8 protein-coding genes and 1 pseudogene are annotated in these 12,098 nt (G+C 44.0%); 2 read left to right on the plus strand and 7 right to left on the minus strand.

What is annotated here, in order from left to right; all coding sequences use genetic code 11:
• Positions 1 to 6,119: fibronectin type III domain-containing protein (locus tag CFE23_RS15995; RefSeq protein ID WP_291090255.1), on the minus strand; the 6,119-nt coding region annotated here is incomplete at its 3' end.
• Between the two features lie 192 nt (positions 6,120 to 6,311).
• Between CFE23_RS15995 and hflX the strand changes: the two genes are divergently transcribed.
• Positions 6,312 to 7,538 carry a GTPase HflX gene (gene hflX / locus CFE23_RS16000; protein ID WP_291090258.1) on the plus strand — a complete coding sequence of 409 codons (1,227 nt, stop codon included), beginning with the start codon at positions 6,312 to 6,314 and terminating at the stop codon, positions 7,536 to 7,538.
• Between the two features lie 80 nt (positions 7,539 to 7,618).
• Here the strand turns inward: hflX and CFE23_RS16005 are convergent, their stop codons facing one another.
• Genes CFE23_RS16005 through CFE23_RS16030 form a run of 6 tightly spaced genes read right to left on the minus strand, consistent with a single transcriptional unit; the run spans position 7,619 to position 11,474 of the window.
• Positions 7,619 to 8,500 (minus strand): DUF3078 domain-containing protein, encoded by an 882-nt coding sequence (locus tag CFE23_RS16005; RefSeq protein WP_291090260.1) that lies wholly within the window; start codon positions 8,498 to 8,500, stop codon positions 7,619 to 7,621.
• Between the two features lie 43 nt (positions 8,501 to 8,543).
• Complete coding sequence (locus CFE23_RS16010) at positions 8,544 to 9,047, minus strand: DUF2480 family protein (protein ID WP_291090261.1); 504 nt, start codon at positions 9,045 to 9,047, stop codon at positions 8,544 to 8,546.
• A 10-nt stretch (positions 9,048 to 9,057) separates the two neighbouring features.
• On the minus strand, positions 9,058 to 9,381 hold the full coding sequence (locus tag CFE23_RS16015) for an SUF system Fe-S cluster assembly protein (RefSeq protein ID WP_291090263.1): 324 nt from the start codon (positions 9,379 to 9,381) through the stop codon (positions 9,058 to 9,060).
• An 11-nt stretch (positions 9,382 to 9,392) separates the two neighbouring features.
• Positions 9,393 to 9,818 (minus strand): SufE family protein, encoded by a 426-nt coding sequence (locus CFE23_RS16020; RefSeq protein WP_291090268.1) that lies wholly within the window; start codon positions 9,816 to 9,818, stop codon positions 9,393 to 9,395.
• On the minus strand, positions 9,815 to 10,249 hold the full coding sequence (locus CFE23_RS16025) for a hypothetical protein (RefSeq protein WP_291090270.1): 435 nt from the start codon (positions 10,247 to 10,249) through the stop codon (positions 9,815 to 9,817). Before CFE23_RS16025 ends, CFE23_RS16020 begins: the two co-directional genes overlap by 4 nt.
• 10 nt (positions 10,250 to 10,259) lie before the next feature.
• Positions 10,260 to 11,474: a cysteine desulfurase gene (locus CFE23_RS16030; RefSeq protein ID WP_291090272.1), complete on the minus strand. Its 1,215-nt coding sequence runs from the start codon at positions 11,472 to 11,474 to the stop codon at positions 10,260 to 10,262.
• A 109-nt stretch (positions 11,475 to 11,583) separates the two neighbouring features.
• On the opposite strand from CFE23_RS16030, the pseudogene CFE23_RS16035 reads away from it, so the two are divergent.
• Positions 11,584 to 12,098 (plus strand): annotated as a pseudogene (locus tag CFE23_RS16035) (serine hydrolase); the annotation flags it as partial.

Consider the following 12,098-nt stretch of genomic DNA (forward strand, 5'->3'; position numbering starts at 1 on the left):
TTAACTGCCGTAGGATCGTTGATGTCGAAGTTCGTGCCAACAAACGATAAAGTAACCGACTGGTTCTGGCAGATCGTATAAGGCGTGTTCTCAAAGCTAACCGCGTAGTTATTTACCGCCTCGGTAATCTCGAACTGTTTTGTGGTTGTACAACCTGCGTTGTTAACTGTTACAGAATACATTCCGTAATCGTAATCGGGACTCGAAAGATTGATAACCAATGATTGCCCTGCCTGGCCAATTATCTCGTTTGCACCAAAGAACCATTGATAAGAAACCGCCGCAGGATTAAAACTTCCAGCGACAGCATCCACTGTAATCGTAGTGGTTGCAAGCGGACATATTTCCATATCGCCAGAAACATTAAAGTCAGGAGTACGATTAATTGTAATCGAAGCCGTTTTAGTGTCTCCACAATCACCAGCAACAGTGTTTGTAATTGTGTAAACTCCATCCTCATTTCCATTAAGTGTAATCACACCGGTAGCAGCGTTAATTGTCAACCCACCTGTAGCAGTAAATACACCAGCATCAACTACCGAGCTAGGAGTGATTGTCTCCACATCGCTGCAGTATTGTGTAGGGCTATATGCAAACGAAGCATCTGCCTTTGGCGTCACCACTAAATTAACCGGAACAACCGAATAACAAGTAGCAAGCGCAGTACTTTCGACCCTGATATAAATTGTCTGTAAATAAGGAACAGTATTAGGGAACAGTACGGTAGTATCAATCGTATTTGCAGCATCAGCATTTGCTTCTCCCTCATCCACATAATAAGTGACTACATAATCAGCAGAATTCAATGATCCTAAAACCTGAGGTGTCAGTGTGGTCAGGTCAAACTCCGCGAGACCATCATTCGGCGCCACATCACAAACCTCATAATCATCCGGAGGAGTTGTTAAAATCACCGGCCCTAAAACTACCACTATGTCGTCTTCAACAGGATTCAATCCGCAGGATCCTTTAACGGTATAAGTTCCTGATTGTGTAACTGTTATCGTGGCCGAAGTAACAATTACGCCATCCTGATCAACGATTGGCGTTGTCGATCCGTTTAAGAACCATTGGAATGTACTCGGAACATTATCAAGATCCTGTATTCCCGCTAAAGCATTTAATTCTACACTTTCAGCGCAAAGCGATTTATCCGGACCTAAATCAACATCACAACAAACTGTCTCTCCGGCATCTGCATCCCCAAAGTTAGTTTGCACAAGCCTGATAAGCCCAGCAGCGCCATTGAAGTTCGTTACCAAAATGATATAAAATTGTCCCGAAACAGCACCTGGAATAGTTAATGTCTCTGTAAAACTTCCATCATAACTACAATCCACAATATTTCCAAAAGGATAAAAAGTAGGATCATTGGTATTGTTCGGACAAGTTGGACAATCTGTAAATGAAATCTCATTACAACTATCAGGGCTGTCAAAAGGACCCCACGCTACAAAATCAACATCAAGATTAGTTCCTACAGGATTACCAGCAGCATCAAATGAAGTGTTTTGCAATATGTTAAATGCAAGGTCACCCGTCTGCCCCACGTGCAAAGTATAATACGTTGGATTCGGGATCGACCCGAGACAGGCAATTTGGCTTGCGTTCGGAATTCCAGTTGTATTTTCGTAGATATATGGATTGTCTACAGAAGATCCGCAGAATGGCTCTGCATTCTCGCATGTAGAAACAGACTTAATACAAAGGTCAAAAATCACTACCTGGCTGGTGTTTTCATTCGACCATACACGGATGTAATAGGTTTGGCCAACGACAAAATTAGTTGCTGTGCTCGTCAATGAATTTGCGGCACTACAGTATTTTAAAGTCAGTCCACCACAATTCCCGGTGTAAACTGCGTGGTTAAGGTTGCTAGTGGTTCCTTCCAGATTCAGTAAGGAGATAATATGCTGTGTTGATAACGCAGTAAACGTAAACCACACGTCATCATCTTCCGCACCGATACAACTGCTTGGTTGAGAAGAGGCGGTAGCACCAATAATGTTACCGGCCGTTGTCAGGGTACACTTTGAAGTGGCATTAACCACCGCGTTTATCGCAGCTGAGCAATCATCGTTGGTGGCTGGCGGAGGCGGTGTACTCACACACACATTGAAGGTCGCAGACTGTCCAGCAGTATTTGCAGCTGTATAAACCCGAATGTGATAAACCTGTCCTGGCGTTAATCCAGTGGCAACACTTTCTGTAGCTGTACTGCAATACAATTTAACCAGTGCATCGCAAGGCCCTGAGAAAAGTGAATGGTTCAATGCAACAGCAGTGGACGTCCCTACAATATCATTAATGTCGATAATATGGATATTATTTGTAGCGGTGAAGCTAAACCAAACATCGTCATCTGTCGTTCCACATCCCGTACCGGTAACGGCAGGGGTTGAAGTTGTAGCTCCTAACGTACTACCGGCTGTATTCAAGGCAGGGTTACATTCCCATAGTGGGTTCACCTGAACGTTCAATGCGTTAGCGCACTCGTCATTAGCAGGTGGCGAGGTGATACATAAATTAAATTTAACGAATTGCGCAAGATTTGTACCTGAAGTGTATACCCTGATATAATACGTCTGGCCTACAGTCAATCCTGTGGCGGTACTACTCGCATTAGTACTACAGTACATTTGGGTTAAAGAACCACATGAGCCAGAAAACACACTATGATTAATTTTAGCCGAAGCCGGGGTCCCGACAATATTACTAAAGTTAATCGTCTGTGACGTTGCTCCAGCGGTAAATGTAAACCAAATATCGTCGTCTGTAGAGCCGCAACCAGATGCAGGAGTACCCCCTGGAGGATCTGTCAAATCCGAATTCGCACCGTATGTATTGCCGGGCACCGGTGGAAGCGTACAAGTCTGTCCGGTGTTAATTGGCACGTTGATCGCGTTCACACACTTATTGTTTACAGGTGTGGTAACAAAAATGATTGGCGTCAATACCGTCCAGGTGCTCGATTCGGTGTCAGAACAAATCGACTTAAGATAAAAAGTATACGAAGTCGATGGGTTCAAGGCGAAACCATTTGCAGCATTTATTGTAAATGGACTATGGATATTCTCGATCGACGCTGGCGAAGCAGGATCATTGGTTGGCGCCACACCGCCGATAGTTTCTACAATATAGATGTCATAGTTTGGCGCGGTGGGAACAGAGATATCGTCCCAGGTAATGGTAGCGCTGGTAGCGTCAACACTTGTTACGACCATATTGATTGGTTTCGAGCAAGCCGCAGGAACACAGTTTCCAGTAGATGCATACAATACTGTTAATGGCGTTCCTGTTCCTGGTGCTTTTGTATAGAGCACATCCAAAAATGGGTTTTGAACAGATACTCCAATGTTTTGCGGCGTCGTTCCGGCAGCACTCCAATATAAATCGAATGGCACACCGTTACAGATTGGAACAGTAATTCCCGCGGCAGCGTTAACGCCCGTAGCGCCTAACGTCGCCACAACGATACCATTCTGACGCACCTGGATCCTTCCATTGTTCCAATTGTTCCCAACCGCACTGGTTAGAATGAACTTGTAGTTACATTTATCAGAATCAGCGCAAGTAACAGTATTAAATACCGGGAATGGTGTCCAAACACTTGAATCTGTTGGAGAACAAACCGACCTTACATAGGCATAGTAAATTGTCGCAGGCAACAGGTTATCTACAGTGAATGTGTACGGCCCTCCAGCAGGTACTGTTATGATTGGATAGTTCGATACCGTCCCATTATCAGGCAATGGTGACGGTGGGTTTGGACCCGCTACGATTAAAATTTCAAATTGGGTGTTCGAGGCATTTCCCGGATCCCATGTAAATGTCGTTCCCGTAAGTGTCGTTGGACCGGCTACAACAGGGTTTGTTGGTTTAAAACAAGTAGGATTTGTACAGAATGTTCCTGGGGCAGACCACAATGAAGGATCCGGTGAGCAGTTCACCCTGACATAGACATCGTAACAATGATCCGGCAATAGAGGCAGCGTCGTTACAAAAGTCGCAGGAGAAGTTCCGGTAACATCATCGTATGTAGGTGTTGTAGTGGCAGTTGGCGCAGGACTTCCCTGAGGGACAACATATACGTCCCAAGACGTCGTCGCTGGTGCCACCCAATGAATCGTGCCGCCGGTAGTAGTCACGTCAGAGATTGTGACATTTATCGGAGCGATATCGCATCTTGGTATATCACAATTGACAACATCATTATACAAAACTGTATTTACAGCACCTGTTCCAGCAGGCTTTGTGTAAATGGTTTGCCCAAATTTGTTTATGATCGTTACAATTCGCTGTTGAGGCGCTGTACCAGCAACATTCCAGAACAAATCAAAAGGAACATTGTTACAAAGCGCTACGGTAACGTCCGTTGGACCCGTTCCTGCAGCCGTAGCACCAAGATCGGCAACGACAATGCCGTTTTGCCTTACCTGCATTCTTGTAGCGCCCCATCCGTTTGCAGTAGTATTTGCAAGCCTGAAGGTATAATCACATTTGTCAGCAGGGTTACAAATCAGCGTATTAAAAGGAAATGGGCCCGCCCATGCGCTAAATACGCCTGAACCGGTACCGCATTCTGCCCTGACCCAAAACTGGTATTGTGTACCTGAGGTAAGGGTGGGCGTATAAGAATTTGTTGCTACCGGCACTCCGGCTCCCGAAGGAACTAAAGAACCCAATGGCTGCACCGCAACTTCCCATGATGAAAAAGTTGCCGGACTAGTCCATGTAAGGTCAGCACTGTTAATCGTAATGCCATTTGCCGCAAGTCCCGTCGGCTTAGGCGTACAATCTTCTTTTTGGATCAGGAGGTTGTACGTAATCGATTGTGTGGCAGGCCCAGAAGAAATTACAATGGTATAATGTACTCCCGCCGTAACATTCAGGTTAAATGACCTTACGTTTGTATTAGCGCTTGCAGATCCCCCAAGACAGGTTCCAATGTTACAATCCTGGTATACAAAAACCGAAGAGTTTGTTGAAGTCGTTCCAAGAGGAGTCATCGTGACGCTAATCACACCATTTTCAGTAGGTGTATATTGGTAAAAAACTTCATTTCCTGAAAGGTAGTTCGTTCCAACCGGCAAAGCACCGCACGAATTCCCCTGAGGTGTATCCACTTCATCACCATAAGTCGCCGTATTCCCGGTATCCTGAAATGGCAAGGCCGAAATCGCAAGAGGGTCAGCACATACTGATCCCAGAACAAGTGTCGGAAAGATGGCAGGTCCTGCCCATTCACTCGTATTACCCGGCCCGCAGACCGCGCGAACGTAATATTTATATGTTGTACCGGGCAAAAGAACAATAGGGCACGGTACATTCACATTTGCAACAGCAGGAGACACGTTAATAGGCGTTCCCACTCCCGTAGGATCCTGTGACGCAGGAATAACCTCTACTTCAAAATCCGTCGAAAGCCCAGGATTCTGCCACGTCAGCGTCACACTTGTTGATGCAATGGATGCCGGAACAATTCCAGGATTCGTTGGCGCAAGACATTTCTGTACAATATTTACGTCGTCGATCAACCAACGGTCTCCCGCTCTGGCACCGAGTGGCTGTGTAAACACCCTGACGAAAGCGATATATACGTTTTGTCCCTGCAATGCTGCCGGGAAATCCACCGTAACCTCTTGATAATCTGCAAGTGGTTGTGTAGGATCGATAATTTCATCTTCACCCCATGTTTGAAGGATGGTATAACCGCCTTGACTGGTTTGGTTAGCCCCTGTAGAAACCCTGATCTGATAAATGGTTCCCTGATCACCGACTGTAGTCAGCCTTGTCCAAAAGCGCAGTTGTCCATTTGTTGGGATGAGCCTTTGGTTCATGATCAACCAGTCTTCCTCAGTGTTTCCCATACCAATCTGCTCATTGTTTACATACGCCGCATTTTGTGTTGGAGGCGTTGTGTCATTGTGAGCAGGGTAAGGCGACGGATTGACTGGGAACGGTGTTGTATTCAATATCCAGGGTTGGAGTGCCCCAACGCCGTTGGTTCCATTGATTACAGCCCAGTTTGTCGGGATGCCTCCTTCGAATGTTTCTACCTGGCTGAAACCCAGTACAGAATAAAGAAGGAAGGTTAATAATAAAATAATTTTTTTCATGAAATGAAAAGATTTAGTGGGTTTTAGAATAGTATTTCCGTAATTTAGAATTCCAAATTTAAAAAATTTTAAGAATATCCTAACTAAATTTTAATATTTAACGAAATACTTCTAAAACAATGGTGGTGTAACAATACATTTTAGAAGCTTACTCGGTGTAAATTGTCTAATTTTGCACTTCATAAAAAAACTATGCTCGAAAAAGAAAATATCAATTTTGAAAGGACCATTATCGTAGGAATCATTACGCAAAGCCAGAGCGAAGAAAAGCTAACTGAATACCTCGACGAACTCGAATTCCTCACTTTCACCGCCGGCGGCGAAGTAATCAAGCGTTTTTCACAGAAGATGGAGCGACCAAACCCAAAAACTTTTGTAGGAACTGGTAAGATGGAGGAAATCCACACCTATATAATAGAGCACAATATTGCCACCGTTATATTCGATGATGAACTTTCGCCGTCACAGCAGAAGAACATTACCAAAATCCTTAACTGCAAGGTTCTGGACCGAACCAACCTCATCCTGGATATTTTCGCGCAACGCGCGGAGACTTCGTATGCGCGCACCCAGGTGGAACTGGCACAATGCCAGTATCTCCTTCCGCGGCTTTCGGGAATGTGGACACACCTGGAACGCCAAAAGGGCGGAATCGGGATGCGTGGTCCGGGCGAAACGGAGATTGAAACCGACCGTAGAATTGTCCGTGACCGAATTTCGCTTTTGAAAGACAAAATTAAAATAATCGACAAACAAATGTCCGTGCAACGTGGGAACCGTGGCGCAATGGTTCGTGTCGCTTTAGTAGGTTATACCAATGTTGGGAAATCCACCTTAATGAACGTCATCAGCAAGAGCGAAGTTTTTGTAGAGAATAAACTTTTTGCAACGCTGGATACTACGGTTAGAAAAGTAGTAATAAAAAACCTTCCTTTCCTTTTGTCCGATACGGTAGGTTTTATCCGGAAATTGCCGACGCAGCTTGTAGACTCCTTCAAAAGTACGTTGGACGAAGTGCGTGAAGCGGATCTTTTGCTGCACGTGGTTGACATTTCCCATCCGGATTTTGAAGACCACATCGAATCGGTGAACCAGATTTTAGCGGATATTAAAAGCGACGGCAAGCCAACGATTATGGTTTTCAACAAAATCGATGCTTACAAGCACCTGACGATTGACCATGACGATCTGATTACCGAAAAAACCACGAAACACTACACTTTGGAAGAATGGAAACATACGTGGATGAATAACGTGGGTGCGAAGAATGCGCTGTTTATTTCGGCGGTAAATAAAGAAAATTTTGAGGAATTCCGCGAAAGGGTTTATGAAGCGGTCCGCGAAATTCATATTACTCGTTTTCCTTATAATAAGTTCCTGTACCCGGATTATAAGGATGCAGTCGAAAAAGAAGAATAGCATAACAAAAGCCCTCGGTTGAGGGCTTGTTTTATTCTAATTCGGGTTCCTAGTCATGATGGTTCTGACCACTGAATTAATTAGAACCCATAATTAGCGCCCACTCCAAACACCTGCCTTACCTGGAATCCCTGTAATGCGTTGTCATCATAAATCGTCTGAAAAGAAATGTTTGTTGAAATATAGCGGTTTACCTTCAATACAATATTTAACTGGTAATCAATGTCAACGTTTTGAATATCCTCGAGGTAATTGCTGTAAAGGTTCAGGATATTCTCAAACATCACATTCGCAATAACCCCTACTTTGTAATATGCCGAAGCATTGAAACCCAATTCATAGCGGATGCTTTCGCCTTCCTTTACTCCAAAATATGCCTCTTCAGGCAATGTCCTGTTTTTATCGACAAACGTGAATTTTGAGGTCATTGGGGAAAGGTTGAACTTCAGGTTGTCATTCCTTTTCCATAGCAAACCGGGGCCGAAATACAGGTAACCAGGGGACAGGAATGCAGTATATTCTTTCCGAATCTCAGCGCCATTAGCATCTCTGTCATAAACATATCCTTTGGTAAACTGCGTTTTGAAGTTCAGGAAAGCGGAGTAATACCAATACCCTTTTGCTTTCTTTCCCAACAACGAATTGATTTCGAAGCGGTCGTCCGTTTTCTTGGCAAACGCGCTTGTTTTCGTTTTTACAAGACCATACGACGCCTGTACTTTATTGTCCCATGACCAATCTCCTTTTTTATAATTGAAATCATAATTGACCCCAATGTTTCCAGAAACGTTATTCTCTCCACCGGCAAGCCAGTTATCGAAGGTAGACTGGTTGAATAAAAGGGTTGCATTTCCCTTTTTTGTCCACGCTTTTGTGGTGTCCGCAACGGTAGTTTCTTTTTCCTGCGCCTTAATGCCAATGAAAGACATCAAAAATATCAGGGCATAAGCAATCTTTTTCATGGTTAAAATATTTGAGCTGCAAAGATAATAATCCATGCCGAAATTATTTCCTTTTATATAAGGGAACTGCGGAACACGCCTCCCCGTACATAATGCTTTTTGCAAACGGCTGTAGTTTTTGCGTCGCAAGTATATAGGCGCTCATCGGCACCGGTTTCTTCGAGCATCCCTTTACGATAACAGGCTTGTCCTGATACGCCGTGTAATCCAGTGCCTGAAGAATTTCCTGATACAGCGACACATCAATGTCTTCAATTTTGCCAGATATGATTTTTTTAGCATAAGGCGTCAGGTACACCGTTACCAAAATCGCAGCCCACGACGGGATAATGGCGTCTTCGGGTGCGGAAACAGCGACATACGCATCCTGGTATTGCTGCCAGTCATGCTGTTTAAGGGATTCCCTAAAGTCTTTCTCCTTTAACACAACACCCTCAAAAAGCCATTGCGAAATGTCAACCTGCCTTCGGGCGCCTTTTGGGTAATAATCTTCAAGGTCGAAGACTTCCAGGGCCGAGTTGGCCACTTTATTGATAATTTGTTCCATAATTCAGGAACTACAACATCCCTAACTCCAATTTTGCTTCTTCGCTCATCAGGTCCTTGCTCCAGGGTGGATCGAACGTAATTTCGACTTCCACATCTTTTACATTTTCAATCGTTTTGATTTTGTCCTCCACTTCTTTTGGCAGCGATTCTGCCACGGGGCAATTGGGAGACGTCAGCGTCATTAATATCTTCACCTCATAATCGGTGTTGACCATAACATCATAAATCAATCCCAATTCATAAATGTCTACCGGTATTTCCGGGTCATAAATGGATTTGAGTTTTTTTACAATAAGTTCTCCAAGTTGGTTGGTATCTATTTCGTTTTCCATAGTGGTATTGCTTAGTTTTTTGAGTCGAATGCCAATGCGTACATTTTAATTTGTTTGATCATCGAAACGAGGCCGTTCGCCCTTGTTGGTGACAAATGTTCCTTAAGACCGATTTCATCAATGAATTTTGTATCTGCTTTCAGGATTTCCGACGGTTCCTGGTTTGAAAATGTGCGGATTAAAATCGCGATGATCCCCTTGGTTAAAATCGCATCACTGTCTGCGGTAAAAGTAATTTTTCCTTCATTTTCCGCGCCATGAAGCCATACTTTCGACTGGCATCCCTTAATCAGGTTCTCATCGGTTTTATATTGTTCCTCAATCAGCGGAAGCGTTTTCCCCAAATCAATCAAATACTGGTAACGTTCATCCCAGTTCTCCTCGTCAAACATCGAAAACTCGTCGATAATTTCACGTTGTATTTCCTGAATCTTCATTCTGCAGCAGGGTTTGAAAATGATACGATTTTGTTTACGAAGGCTTCGATTTCCTTCGGCGGATACCCATGGTCAAAACTTTGTGTCTCATAAGTTTTGCCCTCATAGACCACCCGCATGTTTGCTATCGGAGCACCATCGTAAAATCGCTTTTGCGTCGGTCCTTCATAGGTTGAAAGCGCGTCCAATTTCAAATCGAGAAATAATTTAGAAAGTGCATCCCGTTCGCTGTCAGACAGTTTGTATTCCTTTGGCGCAGCATCCCTTTTGTTTGCAATGGTCAGCAAATCGTTCTGAATGTTGATGGCCAGATAATAACCCCTGGAAACCGCCTGGTATTCTATATTTGCCTTTTTCATTTCATCATGTTGCTGTGTATTGCAGCTTTTTGCCAGGATTACGGAAAGAAATATGGTTACAACTAGTTTCATTTTTTGCTATTTAGGAAAGCATCATTTTTGCCTTTTTTACTGCCGTTACAAGCATATCTATTTCTTCTTTGGTATTGTAAAACGCAAATGAAGCCCTTACGGTTCCCGGAATTCCGAAAAATTGCATGATGGGTTGTGCACAATGGTGGCCTGTCCTCACTGCAATTCCCATTTTGTCCAGGATGGCACCGATATCATAGGGATGAATGCCATTAATATTAAACGAAATTACGGAAGTTTTTTCTTTCGCTGTACCGAAAATCGTGAGCCCTTCTATTTCGAGCAATTTTTGGGTACCATAGGTCAGCAACTCCGACTCTTGTTGCTGTATATTTTCAAAACCGACAGCATTCATGTAGTCCACCGCGGTACCCAAAACGATTCCGCCTGCAATGTTTGGTGTTCCAGCTTCAAATTTATGGGGGAGTTCGGCGTAAGTAGTCTTTTCAAAGGAGACTTCTTTGATCATTTCGCCGCCACCCTGGTACGGCGGCAGTTTATTCAGCCAGGCTTCTTTTCCATATAAAATTCCTGTTCCGGTGGGTCCGCAGATCTTATGTCCTGAAAACACATAAAAATCGCAGTCCAGTTCCTGTACATCGGGTTTCAAATGCGGAACGGCCTGGGCGCCATCAATCAGGATAGCGGCGCCGGCGGCATGTGCCTTTGCAATCATTTCCTTGATTGGATTCACTGTACCCAACGCATTCGAAATATGGTTTACCGCAACCAGTTTCACATTTCCTGCAAGCAGTTTTTCGTACTCGCTGATGATCAGTTCACCGTGTGTATTCATCGGAATCACTTTCAAAACCGCTCCTGTCCGCTCGCAAAGCATTTGCCACGGCACAATATTGCTGTGATGCTCTAACGCTGACACGAGAACTTCATCGCCCGGTTTTAAAATCGACGCAAAACCATTCGACACAAGATTAATCCCGAAAGTAGTTCCTGAAGTGAACAATACCTCGTGTGCCAATGCGGCATTGAGGTGCGCGCGGATTTTCTCGCGGGATTGCTCATATGCATCAGTAGCCAGCTGGCTGAGCCTGTGCACGCCACGATGTATGTTTGCATTGATCTCTTCGTAATATTTTGCAATCGCTTCAATGACTACTGTTGGCTTTTGGGAAGTAGCGCCATTGTCAAAATAGACAAGCGGCTTGCCGTTGATCTGTCTGGAAAGTATGGGGAAATCCGAGCGGATTTTATTGATGTCGAGCATGTTTATTTAGAAAAAATCTAAATACAAAAGTAATAAAAAATGCAATGTCAATCGGAATGCACAGTTGTTAATAATTCCACTATTTTTACGTGTCTGTAAATCGTTTCCTATGAAAAAATTCGTCAAATATTTCGCCTTAGCGTTATTGGCAGCAGTGATCATTATTTTTGCCGTCAATTACCCAAAACTGGACCTCATTTCAGGTTTTTCTGCCAAGAGCATCGCTTCGGGGCATTTTCTCGACGGCCGGCAGCAGCAGCTTATTGAAAGTGGTGACAATGATATTGACATGGTACGGCTTGCCAAAAACGAAATTGATGAGCAGGGAAATTTTGCCACGGCATCGTTCTACGGACTAAAGAAACGCAAAGCGATTTATCGTGAAGGCCTTGGTGTGACACTGATCAATGACGATTTTGACGCGACCAAGCCTTACGACGTTCCAAAACGGCATTTCGCGAAAAATACCCTCCCCTTTCCTTATGGCAATAACGAGCCTAAAGACACGGTTTTCAACAACATCGATTACAAAAAACTCAATCAGGCGGTCGCGAATGCATTCGACAAAAACAGCGAAAAAATAAAACGTTCCCGCTCGGTTTTGGTGATTTATAAGGATCATAT

The sequence above is a fragment of the Flavobacterium sp. BFFFF1 genome (assembly GCF_002256285.1).
In the GTDB taxonomy this organism is placed as follows: domain Bacteria; phylum Bacteroidota; class Bacteroidia; order Flavobacteriales; family Flavobacteriaceae; genus Flavobacterium.

Bases quoted from the DNA above. Each gene is read 5' to 3' on its own strand.
- hflX (WP_291090258.1), top strand. From the start codon at position 6,312: ATGCTCGAAAAAGAAAATATCAATTTTGAAAGGACCATTATCGTAGGA.
- CFE23_RS16005 (WP_291090260.1), bottom strand. From the start codon at position 8,500: ATGAAAAAGATTGCTTATGCCCTGATATTTTTGATGTCTTTCATTGGC.
- CFE23_RS16010 (WP_291090261.1), bottom strand. From the start codon at position 9,047: ATGGAACAAATTATCAATAAAGTGGCCAACTCGGCCCTGGAAGTCTTC.
- CFE23_RS16015 (WP_291090263.1), bottom strand. From the start codon at position 9,381: ATGGAAAACGAAATAGATACCAACCAACTTGGAGAACTTATTGTAAAA.
- CFE23_RS16020 (WP_291090268.1), bottom strand. From the start codon at position 9,818: ATGAAGATTCAGGAAATACAACGTGAAATTATCGACGAGTTTTCGATG.
- CFE23_RS16025 (WP_291090270.1), bottom strand. From the start codon at position 10,249: ATGAAACTAGTTGTAACCATATTTCTTTCCGTAATCCTGGCAAAAAGC.
- CFE23_RS16030 (WP_291090272.1), bottom strand. From the start codon at position 11,474: ATGCTCGACATCAATAAAATCCGCTCGGATTTCCCCATACTTTCCAGA.